Source organism: Coleofasciculus sp. H7-2, assembly GCF_042747725.1.
GTDB lineage: Bacteria > Cyanobacteriota > Cyanobacteriia > Cyanobacteriales > FACHB-T130 > FACHB-T130.
This window is the reverse complement of the sequence record NZ_JBHZGO010000101.1, coordinates 85,932-106,337: the sequence shown is the minus strand read 5'-3', so window position 1 is coordinate 106,337 and position 20,406 is coordinate 85,932. Positions and strand designations below refer to the sequence as shown.

Here is a 20,406-nt window from a genome sequence, read left to right as displayed (position 1 = left end):
TCTCTACAGGGGTTCGCAAATCAAATAGGATTGCTATATCGGTGAAAGTACTCTCACCGATACTAATAACTAAGTGTTTCTTTCTCCTGCTGGGAAGGGATGTTCGCCCACACCCAGTTGTTTTTTTGAATCTTCCAACTGTTTCCAAAGCATTTCAACGTCTTGGAAGGCTTTCTCTAGAGGAATTTTTCCATTACTTGCCAGACAGCTGATATAAGTCACTCGTTGAGCAAATTCCTGTAGATTTGCATTAAAAACCAAATTTTCTGGTTTTACATCACCGTGGTAGCGGCTGTGAGAATATAAAAAATTAGAAGTAGCTAACATTTTATTTATCTCCGTTTGTGAGATTCTGTATTCTTATTATTACTATGCACTACGGCTTATGTCGGAATAAGTGATAACTGTCTGCAAAAAAAGTGACATTTATCAGCCTAATGAGTGATGAAACTAATAAATAAGAGTAATAAGGCGCACTCGGCTGAGTGACGACAATCTAAATAGAATGCGATCGCTATCTTCCGTTTATGTGATGCAAATCACAAGAAGCAGCGTCCCCGTATTTTGCCCGTACCCAATGCTAGACAAAGCGATCGCTTTTAGAGATTAAATTGCCGAACAGCGTTAACATCCGGACGCGATCGCTATCTTCCGCCTACACTAAAGTTGTCAGGAAATATTTGAGGAAAGATCAACCATGTCTTTGCAAGAATTAAAAAATCAAGCATATCAATTATCGGTGAGCGATCGCTTGGAATTGGTGAGTGCGCTCGTCGAGTCGCTTCGACACGAACTCCGACCCCCCCGCGATCGCAAAGGCGCAATAGAGCGGATGCGGGGACTAGCGAAAACCGATGCGCCACCCCCGACTGATGCCGAAGTTGAGGCAATGTTAGAAGAACGTCTAGTGGAGAAATATCTAAAATGATGGTCTTGGTGGACACCAACATTGTTCTAGATTTTCTGCTAGAGCGAGACCCTTTTATCAGGGATGCCGACGCTTTATTCCAGGCTATCTACTCAGGGCAGATTCAGGGGTATGTGACAGCAACCACTGTAACTGATATCTTCTACATTGTTAGAAAGCAGACACAGAACCTTGAACGGGCGAGACTTGCTGTAATTGAGACACTATAGCAGTCCTATTTGATTAGTGAAGAATAACGAACCGCAGAGGACGCAGAGAGCGCAGAGAAAGAAAAGAGAAATTAAAACTCACTTAGGATTGCTATAGAAGTTATGGAAGTGTGCCTTGTTGACCGTCTGAGACTGGAGAGAGCGATCGCATCTAATTTGAGAGATTTTGAAGATGCACTCCAATTAGCTTGTGCGCTCGCCGAGCGTCTTGATGCCATTGTTACCCGCGATTCTCAGGGTTTCGCGGGTGCCACTTTGCCGATTTTGTCAGTCATTGAGTTACGAGATCGTTTGTCGCCAACCTTAGACTAAACTAGCGATCGCACAAATTTATCTAATCTATCCATTCCTTTCTCAATCGAGGTCATATCCGTCGCATAAGATAAGCGGATGTGGTCATCGGCACCAAAAGCAATCCCCGGAATGACAGCAACTTGCTGAGATTCTAGCAAGGCATTACAGAATTCTAGAGAAGTTAAACCCGTCTTGCCGATATTGATAAACAAGTAGAAAGCACCGTCAGGCTTGGCGCAACTGAGTCCAGAAATGGCGTTGAGGCGCTTTAGCATAACCTGTCGCCGTTCGGCAAAGGCGAGGCGCATTTGTTCCACACACTCTTGAGAACTTTCCAAGGCAGCGATCGCGCCAAATTGTGCAAACGTACACACATTCGAGGTGCTGTGCCCTTGGATAATACTCATTGCTCTAATCAATTCTACGGGTGCCGCTAGATAGCCGATTCTCCAACCCGTCATTGAGTAAGCTTTAGCAAACCCGTTGCTAATGAGGGTGCGCTCAAAGATTTCTCGCCCCAGCGAACCAATACTAATCTGTTGCACTCCTTCATAGATAATCTTTTCGTAAATCTCATCAGAGACAACCAGAATATCTTTCTCCACCACCACCTCTGCCAGCGCTGCCAACTCTGCTGGCGTATAGACGACGCCGGTAGGATTAGAAGGGGAATTGAGGACAAATAGCTTAGTCCGATCCGTACAAGATGAGCGCAGTTGCTCCGGCGTAATTTTATAGCCACTGGAGGCATCCGTCTGGACAATCACCGGAGTCCCACCCGCCAGAATCACCATATCCGGATAACTCAGCCAGTAGGGAGCGGGGATAATCACCTCATCCCCCGCCTCAATCAGCGCCATCAGCAGGTTATAGAGAGAATGCTTGCCACCGTTGGTAACGATGACATTTTCAGCCGTGTAGCCGAGTCCATTATCAGTTTGCAGCTTGTGAGCGATCGCTTGCCTTAACTTCGGTTCCCCAGCAGCTGGCCCATACTTGGTCTTGCCCTCGTCTAGAGCTTTTTGGGCAGCGGCTTTGATATGCGTCGGGGTGTCGAAATCTGGTTCCCCAGTGCTGAAACTACAAACATCAATTCCATCCACCTTCATTGCCTTGGCTTTGGCGGCGATCGCCAATGTTAAAGAAGGCTGTACTTGCTCCACTCGTGCTGCCAGCTTCATCCTTACCCCACTCTTGAGACTAACTTAGAGAGCTGTTGCCAAAGTAACTTAGCTCATCGCGATCGCACTTGGTAACTCTCTAGTCTTTCAGAGTATCCTGCAATCAGGCTCTACTGTTGCCATTTTTTTTACTTTTTCAACTGATTCCTGGTTCTTACCTGCATCCTGACGATTCACCACCAAGGCACGGGTGGCACTAAGGAAACACAAAGTTTTCCATTTTAGTGTCGTTGTACCTTAACAGACTCCGGGCTTATTCGCTCAAGCAATGGTTACATCTGGTGACAGATAAACATCTTGGATAGCGTTAAATAGCTTCACTCCTTCCTCAAACGGACGCTGGAAGGTTTTGCGACCGGAAATTAATCCAGTACCCCCAGCCCGTTTGTTAATTACGGCGGTGCGGATGGCTTCGGCAAAGTCGTTTTTACCCGACGCACCTCCAGAATTAATCAATCCAGCGCGACCAGAGTAGCAATTCAGCACCTGGTAGCGGGTGAGGTCAATCGGATGGTCGGTCGTCAGGTCGGTGTAAACCCGGTCGTTGGTTTTGCCGTAACTTTGACCCGTGACTTTGGCAACCGCCACATATCCGTTGTTACATTCAGGGAGCTTTTGTTTAATGATGTCTGCTTGAATGGTCACGCCCAAGTGATTAGCCTGACCCGTGAGATCCGCTGCTACGTGATAGTCTTTGTCTTGCTTAAAAGCGTTGTTCCGGAGATAGCACCAAAGGATGGTTGCCATCCCATATTCATGGGCGCGTTCAAAAGCTTGGCTGACTTCCTGAATTTGGCGGGTGGATTCCTCCGAACCAAAGTAAATCGTTGCCCCGACCGCAGTTGCCCCCAAATTCCAAGCTTGCTCAATGGAGGCAAACATTATCTGGTCGAATTGATTGGGGTAGGTGAGTAATTCATTGTGGTTAATTTTGACAATGAAGGGGATTTTGTGGGCATACTTGCGAGAAACCATGCCCAAAACGCCCAGAGTGGTGGCAACGGCATTGCAACCGGCAGCGATCGCTAGTTTGACGATATTCTCAGGATCGAAATACATCGGGTTGGGTGCAAAAGAAGCCCCGGCTGAGTGTTCGATCCCTTGGTCTACTGGCAGGATGGAAAGATAGCCAGTATTGGCTAAACGCCCACTCGAATACAGTTGCTGGAGACTCCGCAGCACTTGCGGGTTGCGATCGCTGGCGGCAAAAATTCGGTCTACAAAATCAGGTCCCGGCAGATGCAGTAAATCTTTGGAAACCTTCGCTTTGTGAGTCAGGAGGTCTTCTGCTTCTTTACCAAGATTCGACTCCAGAAAACTGGGCATAGATAGCGTAGCAGTCATAGCAGTTTTCCTCAAAACTTTAGTTTTGGTGGGCAGTGCTGATGCAGGCAAGAGGGGTAGTAAATAGAGAGTTTTGCTCTTCGTAGCGCGTTTTTAATTTTGATTTTAAAATGCTTTATTCAAAACTCATCACTCCAAATTTTCCAATTACCACCTGTCTTTAATCAATCAGAGAACCCTCCTAAAAGCTAGCGTAACGCTTCAAGTTTCGAGTTGCTCTTTAGGTGGAAATCCGTGCTGTTCTCTACCCGGTGGCCCGTCGTACTTCTTTGAGGTTTTGTAAAGTTCAAAGCGCCCATCAGCAGCATAGGTCGCATAACGCGATCGCACTGCTTGCATTTCCTGTGCCGTCATCGGCGTGAAACCCCTGGCAATATTCAAGTTCTGGCGCAGCACTTGTAGCGAGTCAATCCCACTCACCGTCGTCGCCACGGGAAGGCTCATAGCATAGCGTAGCGCTTCTTGAACGGTGACAACGCCTGCTTTAATCGGTTCGCCCCCACCGCCGAGACTTTTCATGCCAATAGCGGCAATCCCGCGCTTGTTGAGTTCTGGGAGAACTTGCTTCTCAAAGCTGCGAAAGCTGGCGTCAAAACAATTCAGCGGCAGTTGCACAGTATCAAAGGGATAATCATAGGAAAGCATTTTCAGGTGAATTGCCGGATCTTTGTGACCTGTGAAGCCGACAAACCGAACTTTACCCTGCCGCTTGGCTTCATCTAAAGCCTCGATGACACCCCCTTTAGCGAAATGCCTTTCCGGGTCGTTGTCGTAGACGACTTCATGAACTTGCCACAGGTCGATATAATCCGTTTTGAGACGCCGCAAAGATTGCTCTAGTTGCTGCATGGCGACTTGGCGATCGCGTCCGTGGGTACAAACTTTTGTCATCACAAAAGCTTTATCCCGCCTACCTTGCAGCGCCTTACCCAGCCGTTGTTCGCTGACGCCTTCGTTATATTCCCAGGCGTTGTCCATAAAGGTGACACCAGCATCCAGCGCTTCCTGAACAATCCGGATCGCTTCTTGTTCGTCCTTCGGAACCCCTAGATGAAAGCCGCCAAGTGTCAGCGCCGAAACTTCTACGCCAGTACGTCCGAGTTTTCGGCGCGGGATTTCGCCTGGTTTTATCGGTGTCGCCTGAGAGGTTGGCGATAGATTCGTCTCAGCATTGACTTGTTGGTGTGGGTGTAGCAAGATCCGATCGGCGATCGCTACTCCGACTCCCAAAACGCCGAGTCGTTGCAGAAACTGCCTGCGCTTCCAGTTCAGAATCTCTTGGCGACGATTCTCCGCTGCGTTATCATCATGTGCATCTGGCATGGGCTTACCCGGCTGATTTCTCTCATTTCTTCTCAGAATTAATATTTTTGTTAGTTTATTTTCACCTGTCTCTAGATAGGTTATTTACTTTATTAAGGCTTAACCTTTTTTCCAGGGCTATTTCATTCTCCTGAAACCCGCCAGGGACTTAAGTCCACGGGCTAAAAGCCCAAGTCGTCTAAAGACGACTCAAATACTAATGTACAGTCGTCTTTAGACGACTTTAGCTATGAGACAGGGGTTTCAACCCCTGGCTGGCAGATTATAGCTTTTAGAGAATGAAACAGCCCTGCCTTTTTTCCAAGCGATTACTGGCAAATATGATTTTCCAATGCACCACCGCACTCGTCACTTTGGCAACCGTTGACATTGAACTTTTGGTGCTTTTCTATACCAATTTGCTCAGCCAAAACCCGAATCCATACATCCCAAATATTTACGCTGAATTTCAGTTACCTGGATTGCGACTAGGAATCTTTAGACCCAAGGAAACGCACTTCTCAGAGTTTGAAAACTCAGCTAAAAATGGAATGAGTTTGTGTTTAGAAGTGACTGACTTAGAAGGGACAATTTCTCACCTAACCGCCCTCGGATACCCACCACCAGGAGAAATTTTTATAGCTTCTCATGGCAGAGAAATCTATGCCTACGATCCCCTAGGAAATCGGCTAATTCTTCACCAGGCATTTGTTATTTGTTAGCATCTTTGACTCTTAGCTGATTTTTTAGGCGGGTGCATCGCTTGAGTTTTTTGAATTTGCATAATTTAAAATATTAAATGGTGTGGAAATTTAGATTTTAGAATCTAAATTTAAGCCCCAGATTACTTTAGGTAAACAGCTAAGTCAGAAAAGCTACAAAAACTATAGATTAGTAACAGGACTGCGAGAACCTGCATTATCCGTAAATGGGGCGAGGGCATGAGACTTTCGCGTACCCACATTGACATAGCAGCTCCAATTGCGTAGCTTGAACTTAAAACCAAATAAGGCCAGTCTTTGGTAATTTCCCAGCTCATCAGTAAACCGATGGCTAACCCAGTCATCAGCAACTCAACGAACCAAGGTGGATTGTACTGGCTAGAAAAAACTAAAGTGCGCCACCAAAATTGTAAAGGTCTCATCGATCAGTTGTTAGTTGTTAAAAGAGCCATTAACGATGAGCAATTAACTGTTAGTTAATCGCTAATAAAAAAATTATCAATGCCGGACTACTAGCTAAGATAATCAAAATTAAACAGTTTGGCTATCTGCTCAGAGGCGCATCTGGCGGGAGAGTGCCGGGGAAAATCTGCTGATTGTGCTGCTGCAAGTCAGCGAGGGCTTCTTCTGTCTCAACTTGGGGAAACTCTTCATAGAAGCGGCTGACACTGAGGAAAGGATCGGGCGTCTGGAGGATAATAACGCGATCGCTCCAAGATAATAGCCAATCACTCAATCCTATCGGTGCCACTGGACTACAAACCCAAACAGCAGCGGGTTCTTGGGCTTTCAAAGCATAAGCGGCGGCTGCCATTGTCATGCCGGTAGCAATGCCATCGTCAATCAAAATAGCGATCGCACCGCGAGGACTCACGGACAAGCAGCTAGGAGAAAGCTGACTGTATAGCGCCGCAGCTTTTTCTTGGGCTTGGTGCAGCGCCGTTTCCCGCAGCTGATTATTTTCTTCATCTTTACGCGATCGCTTTGGCTGGTACCAGATGACGTGCCCATCTGACGTGACAGCACCGATAGCCAGTTCTGGGTTTTCGGGACGAGTAATTTTTTTAGCGACAATGATATCCACCGGGCAACCCAGACAGCGTGCCACCGGCACAGCCACAGGAATGCCGCCGCGAGGCAGTGCATAAACGATAGGCTGAACGCTCAATCCTTGAGCTTGGAGCTGGTTAATCTCTGCCAGAATAGGCTGAGCTAGCTGCTCACCGGCAGTAATGCGATCGCGAAAAATGGGGACAGATGACATGGCACCCTCCAGAAGTTGGCAGTGCGCTCGCCTCTATAATGGCTGATTTTCGCCAAATAAGTCAGGAATCGAGAGTCCATCCAAAGTATGAACTATCAAAGGGAAAGTGTGAAGCCACCTTTAGCCTGAGAATAACCGGAAGCTCAGAGGGCGGAAGCCCCATGCTGACCTAAGTCGGAAGGGCGACCTTCCGGCTTAGGTCAGCGGAGTGTCAATATTGTTAAGATTATTTCGGAAAAACAATAGACTAGCCGCCAAATTCATGCCCAGCGAAGACCAACTCAGCCTTTTTGACACTTCAGGGATTAGCGAATCTGCCACACCCCAGCCTCAAGCACCAGAACTGATTCCTACAAGTGCCAAAATTCCCATTCCTGCTGGCACCTATCAAACAATGGCTCAGATGAGTGAGCATTGCAACCAATGCCATCGCTGTCGATTGGGAGACACCCGTACACACGCTGTAGTTGGACGCGGCAATCTCCAGGCACCCATCATGATTGTGGGGGAAGCGCCCGGTCGAAATGAAGACGAAACCGGCTTGCCATTTGTCGGGAAAGCGGGACAGTTGCTAGAGAAAATACTCGCGTCGGTGCAGCTAAATACAGAACAGGATGTCTACATCGCCAATATTAATAAGTGCCGTCCCCCCGCCAATCGGGTACCCACCCCCGATGAAATCGCCGCTTGCAAACCTTATTTGTGGGAACAGATTCGCCTGGTAGACCCGAAAATTATTCTATTAACGGGCGCTACAGCAGTGAAAGGATTGACTGGCGATAAAAGAGCCATTACTAAAATTCGCGGCACTTGGATCGAGTGGGAAGGACGCCTGTGTATGCCGATTCTCCATCCAGCCTACCTGCTGCGGAATCCTGCCCGCGAACCGGGCAGCCCCAAATGGTTGATGTGGCAGGATATGCAAGCGGTGCGGGCAAAGTTGGATGAAATCCGCAGTTCTCCAGCGTAATTTTGTCCGCTTAAACCAGTCCTTCCTGTTCTAAGGTTTCAATTAGCTGAAGACCTCGTGGATCGCCGACTCTCAAAAGTGCCGCTTTAGCATCTTCTCGGACACCCATCTCTTCATCTTCTGCGAATGCCTCAATTAATCCATCAATGGCACCGGCGTAGACGGCATTAGAAGGCATTTCGCGGCAGAGTTGTCCTAACGACCAGGCACAGTTGCTACGGACTGCGGCGATCGCGTCTTGCCTTAAAGCTTCAATCAGGGGTGGAATTGATGCCACAATGGCTTCGTAGCCCAGTTCAGCCATTTGAGCTAACCCACTGGCTGCCCACAGACGCACGGCAGAAATATCGGTTTTTAAGGCGTCAGTGAGGGGTTCTAAGGAGCGGCGATCGCGGCAGTTTCCCAAAGCCCAAACAACGCCTTTGCGGACGTAGCCATTCCAATCGTGGTTGAGCTGGGTAATCAATGGCACTACGGCTGTAGAACTGGGATTGCGCCCCAGCCCATAAGCAGCGCTCACCCGCACCAACGGGCAGGGGTCGCTCAGCAAGCGGATTAAATGAGGAATCGCCCGTTCATCCTGTAGTTCGCAGAAAGCTCGTGCTGCTAGCATCCGTTGCTGCGTTTCAGGAGCCACCAACAGTGCCAGCATCGCTTCTGGATCTGGTTTAGGCTGGCTCTCCCCGTCGGCATCGAGCGGCTCTATTTGATCCAGGGGGCTTTCTAGCTCTATCTCTGGATCGAGTAAGCTCAAATCGTCATCGTCGTCATACATATTTGAATAAAGTACCACTACCGCTCCCATTCCTCTAGTCTCTACTGGCAATGCCTGCTTGAGAGAGGCACGAAAGTTAAGAAAACTAACATTATGAGTTGCTAGACCCGATCAAAAAGTTGAATTTGGTATAGTACACGACACCAAGAGCCTTCTATTGTGATGCTTGATAACAGGGGGAGTAATGTGACAGACCACCTAGAGCCATATCGCCGGATGGTTCGTTCCATTCGATTCGTTCCCGCCTTGGGACCAACCCACCCATCTCAGCAGCCGGTGATGCCATTGCCGCAGGTCAATTTATCACCGTCAGTGCCATCTGCTCCTCCACCTGCTTCTGGACCTGCCCCCGATCCGTCCGAACACGTTACCGGGTTGGTGCGGGAGGCAGTCTCGAAAGCGACGGTGCTTCCCGTGACCTATGCGATCGCGGAAAATCTCGGCGATCGCATCAGCCGACTGGCTCCTGCCAAACTAACGCGATCGCAACCGCCGGAAATTATAGCATTCAAAATTCCCCAGCCTGACCCCAACTGGCAGCCTACCACTCCAGTATCTGACTGGGAGAAGCCAGTAGACGCGAGTTCTACGGCTTCCTCAGCTGTCGCAGCACCGAAAGTAGAGTCACGGCCCAGTTCAGTTCCAGAGGCAGAAGCCCAAACTCCAGCAGCGGCACCGGAAGTTGAGCCACCGCCCAGTTCAGTTCCAGAGACGGAAGCTAAAGCACCCGTACCCGAACCAGTCGAGGAGACGCCCAGCGCCGTCCCAGAAACAATCTCTGAAGCAATCTCTGAAACTCCAACGGCGGCACCGGAAGTGTCAGCTCAACCTGAGGAGACGACTGCTGCTGAGGCTGGGTTGCCAGAGGAGGCGATCGCTCCCAAAGAGGAACTAAAAGATCCCCAACAACCGACTCTATTAGACAGGGCGGCGGCGGCGCTTCAGGCAGTGGTTTCTGTTTTCGACAAACCAGATGCCGACCAAAAAGAGCCTGCTCTAAAACCAGCACCTCCAGAAGCCGAAGCCGAAACATCAGCGGCTACACCCGTTCCAGTCGAAGATATCCCCAGGGAATCGGAAGTCGAAACCGAAACACCAACCGCCGAAGCTCCAGTGTCAGCTCAACCAGATGAGGAGATGGCTGCTGGTGAGTCGCCGGAGGAGGCGATCGCTCCCAACGATGAACGAGACGCCCCTCAGCCTACTCTATTAGATAGAGCAGCATCGGCGTTTGAGGCAGTGGTAGCTGTTTTCAACCAGCAGCCAGAAGCAGACGACCAGAACGAACCTGCTGTAGAATCAGCACCCGCAACCGCCTCAGAAGCCCCAGAAATGGAGACGCCTCAGATTATCTGTCCCAAATGCAGCGCTACTGAGGTTCGGAAAAATGGGCACTATAAAAACAAGCAAAGATATGTTTGTAAAGACTGTGGGAAACAGTTTGTTGCCGCTGATGTTGTTGAGGAAAATGCCGAGCCGCAGACGCAAATAAACCCTTCTTTAACATCTGAAGCTCAGGAATTGCCAGAGACGGAAAGCGTTCCTGGTGTGCCTGAAAAAGCTTCTAAGGGCAAAGGTAAGAAACAGGCAAAAGGCTTTGGACGGCCCAAAAGAAAATAGCTTTGTTGGTCTTCCTTATGGCTGCGGTGTCTCAGGAAACAGCGGTTTCAGCATCCACAAAGACTGGGTTTGGTAGCCGAGGCGGCGGTAAAGATTCAAAGCGGGTTGATTGGTTTGAAAGACTTGCAGACCCATTTGGCGATCGCCTCTTGCCCGCGCCCAGTCTTCGGCATGATTGACCAAAGCTTTTCCTATACCACGCCGACGGTGTTTTGGCAAGACATAGAGCAAAAAAATGTGGGCATGGCGATCGCCTGTTACCTGATCCACGGCATTCCCCAGCCAAAGACAAGCCACTTGGGAAGGATGATGAACGGATGAGCCAGGAATCGAAGAATCTGTTTCCTCCTTTTTTATTCCTCCTTCCTCCTTTAGTTCAACCCACCACAGAGGTGTTTTTTTAGAAAAGTATTGCTCAACCGTTTCCGCTAGATGAGAAAAATCTTTTTGTTCTGGAAAAAGCTCTTGGTAAGTCAGCTGCATGAATTTCACGAGACTTGCTCGATTCAGACTCGATCCTTCGCGCAGCTGATAACCAGGCAATAACAGACAGGGCATTTTAGACTATCGATTTTAGATTAGAGATGAATCCTAAATCCATCATTCCCAAGCTAAAATCAGATGCCGGTGCCTGAGCGCGTTCCCCTGGGGAATCGACTTCCTCAATAGGTGCGGGTGCTGCCATATCAGATGGTAAAAAGATGCGGGCGCTAACTGCCACCAGCGCCACAAAAAAGATCAACACCGCAATCAATGGAGCAATGTACTGACGAAGGATAGTCATAGCAAAAGACTTTTCTAAGAATTGTGCTTAAGATTTGTTAAGCTTTCTGTTTCTATCCTACAACTGTTGAGAGTCATCGTCTTCATCATCTAGTGCCTCTCTAGGTATTTCTGGCACAAAGCGCGGATTCCAGGGAGCAACAAAGGGCAACAGCAATAATCCAGGTAAAGCTGCAATTAAAGAAATTAGAAAGAACCCAGGCCAACCTGTCGCCTTTGCTAAGTGTCCGGCAGGAGCAGCAAGAATGATACTGCATACTGCCATCAAACTGGAGAGTAAAGCAAACTGAGTGGCGGAAAAGCGTTGATTACAAAGACTCATTAAATAGGCAACAAAGGCGGCTGTTACCAATCCGGCACATAAATTTTCGAGATTAATTGCCAGCACTAAAAAAGAGTAATTTTTGCCTGCGGTTGCTAGGGCAAAATAGCCGAGATTGCTGAATGCTTGCAGGGCACCAAAGAGCCAAAGGGAGCGATTGATGCCAATCCGAGTCACGATGAGTCCGCCACCGATTACACCAACGGTTGTGGCTAAGAAGCCCATGCCGCCCTGGATTGCCCCAATATCAGTTTTGGTAAATTCTATCGCTAGCAAAAATGGGGTTGCCATATTTCCGACTAAGGCATCACCCACTTTGTAGAGCAAGACAAACAGCAGAGTGAGGCTACCTGCACCAAGTCCTAGTCGCCGAAAAAATTCTTCAAAAGGTAGATATACGGCATCAGTCAAAGAGGTTGGTGGGCGATCGCTATTTCCTTTCGGTTCAGGTGCCCAGAAAGAGGTAATTAGCCCGACTCCCATTAAAGCTGCCATCAGTAGATACACCCCTGACCAAGGGATTCGATCTGCCAAAATCAGCGCTACGGCACTCGTCACCAGAATGGCAATTCGATAGCCTAAAACCCAAGTTGATGCACCTATACCTAATTCCCGTACTTCTAGCACATCGGTACGGTAGGCATCACCGGCAATGTCCTGAGTCGCGCTCAAAAAAGCAACGATTAAGGCATTGATGGCGAGAAATTGCAGGGCGTTTCGTGGCTGCTGGAGGGCCATTGCCGCGATCGCGAACAACAGCCCTACTTGAGTTAAAACTAGCCAACCCCGCCGCCGTCCTAAAAAAGGCGGTACAAATCGATCGAGCAACGGCGACCAGAGAAATTTGAGCGAATAAGGCAAGCCAACTAAGCTGAACAACCCAATTGATGCCAAATCCACTTTTTCGTCTTGCATCCAAGCTTGCAGAGTTCTGCTAGTTAGATAAAGGGGCAAACCTGACGAAAAACCTAATAACAGCAGAGACGCCAGCTTGCGACTCTGGAAAACTTGCAAGAAGGGTTGAGTTGCTTTCACGACTAAAAAGGCTGCTCCCTAGCTCAGATAACTCCTGTGACTTGAGACATCATCCCATAGAGAGAAACCTTTTCCCGGAGACTTAGCGGCATGGTAACGCGAACAGTGCTATCGCCTTCGAGATACCGATTTTATGGCAGCATCATAGCCGCGCCAGACGCCTACCAAGACACCTTGCACCTCCACTTGGTTAGCCTTTACCTTAATGGGGTCGTATTTGGCATTCGCGGGTTTGAGCGTAATTTGCTCTCCCTGACGGTGATAGCGTTTCAAAGTTGTCCCGTGTCCTTCGACTCGTGCTGCCACAATCGTGCCATTTTTCACCCGATCCGGTTCGGGTACGGGTCGCATGATCACCATATCGCCTTCGGCAATTTGGTCTTCAATCATGCTGTCTCCTACCACCCGAAGGGCATAATAATCTGGCTGACGAAACAGGGAAGACAAATCCAACTGTTCGAGAGTATCGGTGAAAGGTTCGACAAGACCACCGGCAGCGATCGCTCCTAAAACCGGCACTCCACCCGCACCAGAGCGCACAATTCTAATCGTGCGGGCTTTTCCTTCCGTCCAGTCAATATAGCCTTTCGCACGCAAGTGTTCCAGGCGACTCTGAACCGGCGCTGGCGACTTCAGTTCCATTGCCCACATCATCTGCCGAATTGAAGGCGCGTGTTGATATTGACCGATATATTCCACCAGCCAATTATAAAGTTGCTGTTGAGCATCAGTTAGGGGTTCCATAAAACAATAGGGGGATACTAATCTACGTCCTATAGAACATTCGTACTACTAAAATCTACGTCTGTCCAGTGGTTAATAGAATCATGGTTTTTAAACAATTAGCTATTAGCCATTCGCGATTAGCGATTAACAAATTATCAATCTGCTCCCAAAAGACTGACCAACAAAGCTTTCTGCGCGTGCATTCGGTTTTCTGCCTGATCCCAAACCCGCGACTGAGAACCTTCGATGACAGCATCGGTAATTTCTTCCTCCCGATGAGCAGGTAAACAATGCAGCACAATTGCATCAGGATCGGCAATACTCAACAGCTGCTCGTTCACCTGGTAAGGTTGAAAAATGGGAATTCTGGCATCCGCCTGTTCCTCTTGCCCCATACTTGCCCAAACATCGGTATAAAGCACGTGGGCACCTTTGGCGGCAGCTTCGGGATCGTTAGTAATTGTGACCTCAGTGTTCCCCTGTGCAATCTTCTTCGCCTGCTCTACAATTGCCGCATCGGGTTGATACTCCGCAGGTGTAGCAATTCTCACATTCATCCCCATCAACGCGCCGCCCAAAAGCAGCGAGTTAGCCATATTATTGCCATCTCCCAGATAAGTCAAAGTCAGCCCATCTGGCGTTCCAAAGCATTCTTGAACAGTTAACAAATCAGCTAAAACCTGACAGGGATGCTCTAAATCCGACAGCGCATTGATAATCGGAATCCTGGCATAGTCCGCAAAAGTTTGCAGATCCTGCTGCTCAAATGTCCGAATCGCTAGGATGTCTAGATACCGAGCCAACACCCGTGCTGTATCCGCCAACGGTTCTCCCCGGCTCACCTGGGTAACATTAGGATTAAGGTCTATCACCTGACCGCCCAGTTGGTACATTGCCACTGAAAAGCTGACGCGAGTCCGTGTAGACGCTTTATAAAACAACAGCCCTAACACCTTATTGCAGCGCCAACTTAGCTGATGCGTCTTCAGCTGGGTTGCCAAATGCAAAAGTTCTTTCATTTCCTCAGCACTGAGGTCTGCCAGACTTAGGAAATCTCGTCCTTTCAATGCTTCCATTTTTATCCCCGATGAGTGAAGTAAAATGCGTTCTTGTAGCGTGAGTCCTAACGTATCGCGTCGTTTTGACTCAACTTGGCTCTTGTTATACCGTTTTAAAACCCTACCAGATTTTTATCGACTTAGCTGTGGCAGAGGATTGTAGCTGAAAGACTATCCAAATCTCGGATGTGTAGGCTCCCTTTGAGGCAACGTTACTCAGCACTGGTGCAGTTTGTTGGGTAACGCGATCGCGTTACCCAACCTACGATTTTTCAAGGGTTCAGGAGTTTTGTCAATTGTAAGGACAAGTTCATGAGTAACTAGGCGGGTTCCCGGCGACATTTGGGGTAAAACCTTCGGGCTAGCAACCCATTTTTGCAGAAATTAACGGGTTTCAAGGGTAAATGTTTTTTCTGCTCAGCAGCTTAATAAAGAGTTGTAAATCCCAAATTTATGCTTCCCAGTCTCTTTCACCCCCAATTCTCGAAAAATATCTTTTCAACCTAGAAATCAACCACAATAAAGACAAAATCAACCACAATAAAGGCGTCGGTATGGTAAAGGTTCGCTTTGTCTCCTCCCAGTCAAAAAAGTGAGCGGAATGCTCAGCCTGTTTCCCCTACCCAGAAATTAGGTTGCAAGAATTAACAAACTGATGTATGTCGGTTAGGTTGATTACACTTAAAATTTTTAGTATAACCTTAAGCCGATTAAGTATATTTACTAAGGTAATGGGTGATTCAGAAAAATGATTAGAAATATCACAGAAATATAACTTTTCTAGAATCCCGAATATGAAATTTCCCTTCGCGGTGAAAATAGGACTGGCTATCTCGCTTCTTTCAGTTGGAGTCACTAGCACTAGCGTTTATTTTTTCTACTCAAAAACAAACCAAATTGTTTTGAACCAGATGTCAGAACGGCTTAAAGATGTAGGTCGTCAAGGAGCATCTTTATTAGAGCAAGACGAAAAAGAAAGAATTCAGCGGCTTCGCCAGTCTCTTGAAAAAAATTCTCTGCCTGTCAGCGAAAAAATAAGGACGCTAGAACCTGGAGAAATCACTGCTTCCTTGCTGCCTAAAATTGCCCAAGAATATATAAAATCCCAGGATTATCAAGACCTTGTGAAAATTTTGATAAAAATCAGAAATAGCAGCCGGAGAAAAGTATTTCCAGTGAGATTTTTGAGACAGGAACCGGAAGCCACAGTCGATATTCCGCTCATTCGCTCAACCTATCTTATCGTTAGCATACCAGAATCACCTGAATATCAAATTGTAAAATTTCTAGCTCATACCGATTACGAAAACACACTAGCTCAGAAAGAAAACTCTATTGGTAATATATACGCAACTGATCAAAAAGAACTGCAACAAGCTTTTGAAGGGGAAGCACAAGCAGGGAAAAAATTTTACACTGATAAAGTTGGGACTTTTCTGAAAGCAGCAATTCCCATCAAAGATGAGCAAGAGCAAGTAATCGCTGTTTTAGTTTTGGAGTACGACGGTACCAACGAAATCAATCAAGTCCAGAAATTACGGTATATTTGCATTAGTATTATCAGTATTAGTTTAGTTCTGTCACTGCTAGTCGCATTTTTGCTGGCGCGTTGGTTGGGATACCCGATTGAACAGTTACTAGAAGGTGCTCAGAAAGTATGCGATCGCAACTTTGACATCTTTATAGATGTTAAAAGCAAAGATGAGCTGGGACTACTGGCAGATGCCTTTAATTCGATGGTAACTGAGATACGGGATTATGCCCAAAATCTGGAATCTAAAAATAAAGATTTATTGCAAATAAACCAACTAAAGGATGAATTTTTAGCCAATACTTCCCAAGAACTACGAACCCCTTTAAATGGAATAATCGGCATTGCCGACTCTCTTTTAGAGGGAGCGGCTGGACAACTATCGGAAATCCAAGAGCAAAATTTGTTAATGATTGTTCAAAGCGGTCAGCGGCTAGCAAATATGGTTAACGATATTGTTGACTTAGAAAAACTTAAACATAAAACGCTGGAATTAAAACTCAAGCCAGTGGGAATGCGAGAAGTTATTGATGTTGTTTTAACTCTTTCTAAACCTTTCGCAGATATCAAATTTTTGCATTTGATTAATCAAATTGATCCTACAGCCCCACTGGTATATGCCGATGAAAATCGAGTTCAACAAATTTTGCATAATCTAGTTAGTAATGCGATTAAATTTACTGATCTAGGTGGTGTAGAAGTGTTGTCATTGGTTGTGGATAATTACATGGAAATTACGGTTGCAGATACCGGCAGCGGTATTCCAATCAGTAAACTGGACACCATTTTTGATGCTTTTGAACTTACCGAAGAATCTATTATTAGACCTTACGTGGGAACGGGCATCCGGCTTGCAGTTACCAAACAACTGGTGGAGTTGCATGGCGGCAAAATTCGCGTAGAGTCCACCCTAGGAAAAGGTTCGCGGTTTACTTTTACGCTACCGCTGTCAGAAAAGTTAGAAGTTGTACAACAAACTCCTTTCCAAGAGGTCAGTTTGAAGGAGTTTAAGATTGAAAACTTCCAGGTTGAAAGGTTACAAAATTACCTACAACCTGCACCCCAAGAGGGAAACTTTAAAATTTTAATTGTAGATGACGATCCGGTTAATCTTCAGATTCTTAACAATTATCTCTATTTGGAAAATTATACCGTTTTTCAAGCAAGGGATGGTATAGCTGCTTTAGAAGCCATTGAGCAAGGTTTAAAGCCTGACTTAATCTTACTTGATGTAATGATGCCAAAGATGTCAGGCTATGAAGTTTGCAAAATAATTCGCCAAACTTTCCCCGCGAATGAATTACCGATTGTGATTGTGACAGAAGCGCATAGCGTTGCTAATTTATTAGAAACTTTTGGTTCTGGAGCCAATGATTATCTAACTAAACCTATTTCAAAACACGAACTGATAGCGCGAATAAAGACTCATCTTGAGCTTTCCAAAATAAATATTGCTTATGGTAGGTTTGTGCCTCGGCAATTTATTAGTTTACTGGGAGAAGAAAGTATTGTTAATGTAAAGCTGGGCGACCAAGTACAGAAAGAAATGACAATTCTCTTTTCTGACATTCGTGACTTTACTAGCCTTTCAGAGGCGATGTCACCCAAAGAGAACTTTAATTTTATTAATTCTTACTTGAGTCGGGTGAGTCCAGTTATCCGGAATAATAATGGCTTTATAGATAAATATATCGGAGATGCGGTGATGGCGCTTTTTCCGGAAAGCGCTGAAGATGCTTTGCGGGCAGCGATTGAAATGCAAAAACAAGTCTTGCAGTATAATGTGGAACGCCAAAAAAACAATTTACCGCCTATTGCTATCGGCATTGGCGTCCATAGCGGCAGTTTGATGCTGGGCACGATTGGAGATGAACAGCGTATGGAAGGGACAGTGATTTCAGATGCTGTGAATCTGGCGTCTCGCCTGGAAGATTTGACCAAAGTCTACGGAGCTTCTATTATTATTAGTGAAAAGACTTTGCTGGGTTTAGAAGATCCCACCCAATATAATTATAGGTTTTTGGATAAAGTCCATATTAAAGGTCGTAAAGATTTATCGCCTATTTTTGAAGTTTTCGATGGTGTTAGCTTAGAGAATTTAGAACTAAAAAGCAAAACCAGAAGCTCCTTTGAATGGGGAATCCATCTCTATTACAGTAAAAAGTATGCCTCTGCGGAGCAAATTTTCAAGAACGTCTTAGAGCAAAATAATCAGGATAAAGCGGCTAGCCTCTATGTTAAACGTTGTCAGAGATTACAAAAACGGGAAACAGATGAAAGATGGGACGGGATTGAGTCTTTCGAGGAGGCATTTTAGGCAAAGGAAAAGGGAAGAAGGCTGGGAAAGTGGGGTGCAAAGACAGCCTGCACCCCGGATTACCAATCCTTTGATTAAACGCCTGCTTTTAAGTCTTCCAAGTCTCTGCCTGGGAATGGTTTTACCTTCTGTAACGACTTTGATGCCGAGTCGAGTTTTGAGTGCTGAAGAAATATTTATTTCCTATGGACCTATACAGTTATCTCTTCCCGTTTCGGCGCTGGAAGAATATGCCAGAGAAGGCAAAATTAATCAGGATTTAGGGTTTTATGCTCAATTTTTCAAGCCAGAACAAATGGAGCAGTTACGGAGGATTTTGCAAACTCGTGCGAATGTGAATCCGGTGGCAGTGGCTCAATTTCTCTACACGCCGCAGGGGGAAATTCTGCTGCGACGAGTGGGCGAAATTATTCAAACAAAAGCGTTTCAACCGGGTTTTTATGCAATTCGAGCTGCTTTAATTCAAGCTGCTGCCGATCCGGAAGGGTTGACGCCACTGAATGTACTGAGAAAGTTCCCGACTTACGCAATTCGGATTAATTCGGATCGGGGGTTTGAGATTATTGACGATCTGAGCAACCTGATCGGGAAAACGCAAGGAGCGATCGCTGCCGTTGAACAGCAAGCCTTGGCTGAAATCTCAACTCAGTCATCAACTCAGTTGCCATTTCAGGCGTCACCACTGGCAATACCGTCTAATATTCCCGCAGGGCGAGATTTACAGGAACCAGGACCCCTAAGCTGGGAAATGCAAACGCTGACGCTCAATGACCTCAGCCGCAGCCGTACCTTCCCAGTCGATGTTTATCTGCCTCAGTTGAGCGGACGAGCCGCACCCGTAATTGTAATCTCTCACGGGCTGGGAAGCGATCGCTTATCCTATGGCTATCTGGCGAAACACCTAGCTTCCTATGGATTTGCAGTGGCTCTACCAGAGCATCCAGGCAGTAATTCCGAGCAATTGCAGGCTCTGATTAGCGGTCTGACGAGCGATGCGGCTCCTCCCAGCGAGGCGGTTGACCGTCCTCTGGATATGAAATATTTGCTGGATCAACTGGCAGCTACTTATGGAGGGCGACTGGATATGCAACAAGTCGGCGTCCTTGGTCAATCGTTTGGCGGCTACACGGCGTTGGCGCTGGCTGGTGCAGAAATTAATTTTGAGAAACTCCAAAAAGATTGCGCTGCCATAGATAATTCCTTGAATCTGTCGCTGTTGCTCCAATGTCGGGCGCTGCTGTTGCCGCAAGTTGATTATCAGTTGCAGGATGAGCGAATTAAGGCAGCGATCGCGATCAATCCAGTTGATAGTAGCATCTTCGGAAAAACTGAGCTGAGCAACATCAAAATTCCGGTGATGTTATTTTCCAGCAGTAACGATACCGCTGCACCCGCTTTATCAGAACAAATTCAACCCTTCACCTGGTTGACAACACCCAACAAATATCTGGTTTTGATGAAAAAGGCAACGCATTTTTCCACTTTAGGAGAAGCGTTTGAAGGTACTGGTATAGTCAAGATTCCTCCGCAAGTTGCGGGACCAAATCCCGTGACTGCTTTTGGATATGTGAAAGCATTGAGTTTAGCTTTTTTTAAAACCTATGTTTCTAACGAGCCAGAATATCAACGATATCTGAATGCTTCTTACGCTCAATCTATCAGTAAAGATGAGATCCCTTTGATTTTGATTCAGTCCTTGACAGAGGAACAGTTGAAGGGAGTCAGCAATACTTCTGCCGCTCAGCCAATCCCATCTCCCACCCCTTAAAGTATGTCGAGCGAACCTTATAGCGCTAAAGTTTAAGAAGAATGAACCACAAAAACGCAAAGACACAAAGGAAAACACAAAGCACCTTTGCGAATGGAATATTGCGGCTACACAGATCCTGGTTGGGTACAATCTTCTAAATATCCATGTCCTAGCTGTAACTACAAAATGAATCAATTTATTTTTCAAATTGATTCAGAAGATAATATTCTTTATACATGGGGAGATATGGGCGCAGGATATCTCATCCAATGCCC

Annotated in this window: 17 protein-coding genes and 2 pseudogenes; 7 read left to right on the top strand and 12 right to left on the bottom strand. The window is 46.7% G+C overall.

What is annotated here, in order from left to right; translation table 11 throughout:
- Positions 1-69: 69 nt before the first annotated feature.
- Positions 70-327, bottom strand: a complete 258-nt coding sequence (locus tag ACFW2W_RS20655) for a hypothetical protein (protein ID WP_378182527.1) — start codon at positions 325-327, stop codon at positions 70-72.
- A 370-nt stretch (positions 328-697) separates the two neighbouring features.
- Here ACFW2W_RS20655 and ACFW2W_RS20650 point away from each other — a divergent pair, with 370 nt between their 5' ends.
- Together ACFW2W_RS20650 and ACFW2W_RS20645 are read left to right on the top strand one after the other, a co-directional pair.
- Entirely contained in the window at positions 698-928 is a 231-nt protein-coding gene (locus tag ACFW2W_RS20650) for a hypothetical protein (RefSeq protein WP_378182524.1), read from the top strand.
- Positions 925-1,449 (top strand): annotated as a pseudogene (locus ACFW2W_RS20645) (PIN domain-containing protein). The gene ACFW2W_RS20650 and the pseudogene ACFW2W_RS20645 overlap by 4 nt, the downstream one beginning before the upstream one ends.
- Here ACFW2W_RS20645 and ACFW2W_RS20640 read toward each other — a convergent pair.
- The 3 genes from ACFW2W_RS20640 to ACFW2W_RS20630 form a co-directional block, all read right to left on the bottom strand.
- A complete protein-coding gene (locus ACFW2W_RS20640; protein WP_378182521.1) occupies positions 1,446-2,612 on the bottom strand; it encodes a pyridoxal phosphate-dependent aminotransferase in 1,167 nt (388 codons plus the stop codon). The pseudogene ACFW2W_RS20645 and the gene ACFW2W_RS20640 overlap by 4 nt on opposite strands.
- A 261-nt stretch (positions 2,613-2,873) precedes the next feature.
- Positions 2,874-3,956 carry a class I fructose-bisphosphate aldolase gene (locus ACFW2W_RS20635; RefSeq protein ID WP_378182518.1) on the bottom strand — a complete coding sequence of 361 codons (1,083 nt, stop codon included), beginning with the start codon at positions 3,954-3,956 and terminating at the stop codon, positions 2,874-2,876.
- A 201-nt stretch (positions 3,957-4,157) separates the two neighbouring features.
- Positions 4,158-5,279: an aldo/keto reductase gene (locus ACFW2W_RS20630; RefSeq protein ID WP_378182515.1), complete on the bottom strand. Its 1,122-nt coding sequence runs from the start codon at positions 5,277-5,279 to the stop codon at positions 4,158-4,160.
- 320 nt (positions 5,280-5,599) lie between these two features.
- Here ACFW2W_RS20630 and ACFW2W_RS20625 point away from each other — a divergent pair, with 320 nt between their 5' ends.
- A complete protein-coding gene (locus ACFW2W_RS20625) occupies positions 5,600-5,980 on the top strand; it encodes a hypothetical protein (RefSeq protein ID WP_378182512.1) in 381 nt (126 codons plus the stop codon).
- A gap of 122 nt (positions 5,981-6,102) precedes the next feature.
- Here ACFW2W_RS20625 and ACFW2W_RS20620 read toward each other — a convergent pair whose 3' ends face one another.
- A complete protein-coding gene (locus tag ACFW2W_RS20620) occupies positions 6,103-6,402 on the bottom strand; it encodes a hypothetical protein (protein ID WP_378182509.1) in 300 nt (99 codons plus the stop codon).
- A 122-nt stretch (positions 6,403-6,524) separates the two neighbouring features.
- Positions 6,525-7,244 (bottom strand): phosphoribosyltransferase, encoded by a 720-nt coding sequence (locus tag ACFW2W_RS20615; protein WP_378182506.1) that lies wholly within the window; start codon positions 7,242-7,244, stop codon positions 6,525-6,527.
- Between the two features lie 262 nt (positions 7,245-7,506).
- Here ACFW2W_RS20615 and ACFW2W_RS20610 point away from each other — a divergent pair, with 262 nt between their 5' ends.
- Positions 7,507-8,214, top strand: coding sequence for a uracil-DNA glycosylase family protein (locus ACFW2W_RS20610; protein ID WP_378182504.1), 708 nt, complete (start codon positions 7,507-7,509; stop codon positions 8,212-8,214).
- A 10-nt stretch (positions 8,215-8,224) separates the two neighbouring features.
- Here the strand turns inward: ACFW2W_RS20610 and ACFW2W_RS20605 are convergent, their stop codons facing one another.
- A complete protein-coding gene (locus tag ACFW2W_RS20605) occupies positions 8,225-8,989 on the bottom strand; it encodes a HEAT repeat domain-containing protein (RefSeq protein ID WP_378183042.1) in 765 nt (254 codons plus the stop codon).
- A gap of 1,332 nt (positions 8,990-10,321) precedes the next feature.
- On the opposite strand from ACFW2W_RS20605, the pseudogene ACFW2W_RS20600 reads away from it, so the two are divergent.
- Positions 10,322-10,441: pseudogene (locus ACFW2W_RS20600) on the top strand (IS1 family transposase); the annotation flags it as partial.
- A gap of 183 nt (positions 10,442-10,624) precedes the next feature.
- On the opposite strand, the gene ACFW2W_RS20595 reads toward ACFW2W_RS20600, so the two are convergent.
- The 5 genes from ACFW2W_RS20595 to argF all read right to left on the bottom strand — a co-directional run bounded on the left by ACFW2W_RS20595 (position 10,625) and on the right by argF (position 14,551).
- Positions 10,625-11,167: a GNAT family N-acetyltransferase gene (locus ACFW2W_RS20595; RefSeq protein WP_378182502.1), complete on the bottom strand. Its 543-nt coding sequence runs from the start codon at positions 11,165-11,167 to the stop codon at positions 10,625-10,627.
- 1 nt (position 11,168) lies between these two features.
- A complete protein-coding gene (locus ACFW2W_RS20590; RefSeq protein WP_378182501.1) occupies positions 11,169-11,393 on the bottom strand; it encodes a hypothetical protein in 225 nt (74 codons plus the stop codon).
- Positions 11,394-11,450: 57 nt separating this feature from the next.
- Complete coding sequence (locus tag ACFW2W_RS20585; RefSeq protein WP_378182499.1) at positions 11,451-12,749, bottom strand: AmpG family muropeptide MFS transporter; 1,299 nt, start codon at positions 12,747-12,749, stop codon at positions 11,451-11,453.
- A 108-nt stretch (positions 12,750-12,857) separates the two neighbouring features.
- A complete protein-coding gene (gene lexA, locus ACFW2W_RS20580) occupies positions 12,858-13,493 on the bottom strand; it encodes a transcriptional repressor LexA (protein WP_378182496.1) in 636 nt (211 codons plus the stop codon).
- A 137-nt stretch (positions 13,494-13,630) separates the two neighbouring features.
- Positions 13,631-14,551 (bottom strand): ornithine carbamoyltransferase, encoded by a 921-nt coding sequence (gene argF, locus ACFW2W_RS20575; RefSeq protein WP_378182494.1) that lies wholly within the window; start codon positions 14,549-14,551, stop codon positions 13,631-13,633.
- Positions 14,552-15,444: 893 nt separating this feature from the next.
- Between argF and ACFW2W_RS20570 the strand changes: the two genes are divergently transcribed.
- Together ACFW2W_RS20570 and ACFW2W_RS20565 are read left to right on the top strand one after the other, a co-directional pair.
- Complete coding sequence (locus ACFW2W_RS20570) at positions 15,445-18,381, top strand: response regulator (protein WP_378182491.1); 2,937 nt, start codon at positions 15,445-15,447, stop codon at positions 18,379-18,381.
- A gap of 34 nt (positions 18,382-18,415) precedes the next feature.
- Positions 18,416-20,149 carry an alpha/beta hydrolase gene (locus tag ACFW2W_RS20565; RefSeq protein WP_378182488.1) on the top strand — a complete coding sequence of 578 codons (1,734 nt, stop codon included), beginning with the start codon at positions 18,416-18,418 and terminating at the stop codon, positions 20,147-20,149.
- Positions 20,150-20,406: the final 257 nt, after the last annotated feature.

Bases quoted from the DNA above. Each gene is read 5' to 3' on its own strand.
- ACFW2W_RS20655 (WP_378182527.1), bottom strand. From the start codon at position 327: ATGTTAGCTACTTCTAATTTTTTATATTCTCACAGCCGCTACCACGGT.
- ACFW2W_RS20650 (WP_378182524.1), top strand. From the start codon at position 698: ATGTCTTTGCAAGAATTAAAAAATCAAGCATATCAATTATCGGTGAGC.
- ACFW2W_RS20640 (WP_378182521.1), bottom strand. From the start codon at position 2,612: ATGAAGCTGGCAGCACGAGTGGAGCAAGTACAGCCTTCTTTAACATTG.
- ACFW2W_RS20635 (WP_378182518.1), bottom strand. From the start codon at position 3,956: ATGACTGCTACGCTATCTATGCCCAGTTTTCTGGAGTCGAATCTTGGT.
- ACFW2W_RS20630 (WP_378182515.1), bottom strand. From the start codon at position 5,279: ATGCCAGATGCACATGATGATAACGCAGCGGAGAATCGTCGCCAAGAG.
- ACFW2W_RS20625 (WP_378182512.1), top strand. From the start codon at position 5,600: ATGATTTTCCAATGCACCACCGCACTCGTCACTTTGGCAACCGTTGAC.
- ACFW2W_RS20620 (WP_378182509.1), bottom strand. From the start codon at position 6,402: ATGAGACCTTTACAATTTTGGTGGCGCACTTTAGTTTTTTCTAGCCAG.
- ACFW2W_RS20615 (WP_378182506.1), bottom strand. From the start codon at position 7,244: ATGTCATCTGTCCCCATTTTTCGCGATCGCATTACTGCCGGTGAGCAG.
- ACFW2W_RS20610 (WP_378182504.1), top strand. From the start codon at position 7,507: ATGCCCAGCGAAGACCAACTCAGCCTTTTTGACACTTCAGGGATTAGC.
- ACFW2W_RS20605 (WP_378183042.1), bottom strand. From the start codon at position 8,989: ATGTATGACGACGATGACGATTTGAGCTTACTCGATCCAGAGATAGAG.
- ACFW2W_RS20595 (WP_378182502.1), bottom strand. From the start codon at position 11,167: ATGCCCTGTCTGTTATTGCCTGGTTATCAGCTGCGCGAAGGATCGAGT.
- ACFW2W_RS20590 (WP_378182501.1), bottom strand. From the start codon at position 11,393: ATGACTATCCTTCGTCAGTACATTGCTCCATTGATTGCGGTGTTGATC.
- lexA (WP_378182496.1), bottom strand. From the start codon at position 13,493: ATGGAACCCCTAACTGATGCTCAACAGCAACTTTATAATTGGCTGGTG.
- argF (WP_378182494.1), bottom strand. From the start codon at position 14,551: ATGGAAGCATTGAAAGGACGAGATTTCCTAAGTCTGGCAGACCTCAGT.
- ACFW2W_RS20570 (WP_378182491.1), top strand. From the start codon at position 15,445: ATGTCAGAACGGCTTAAAGATGTAGGTCGTCAAGGAGCATCTTTATTA.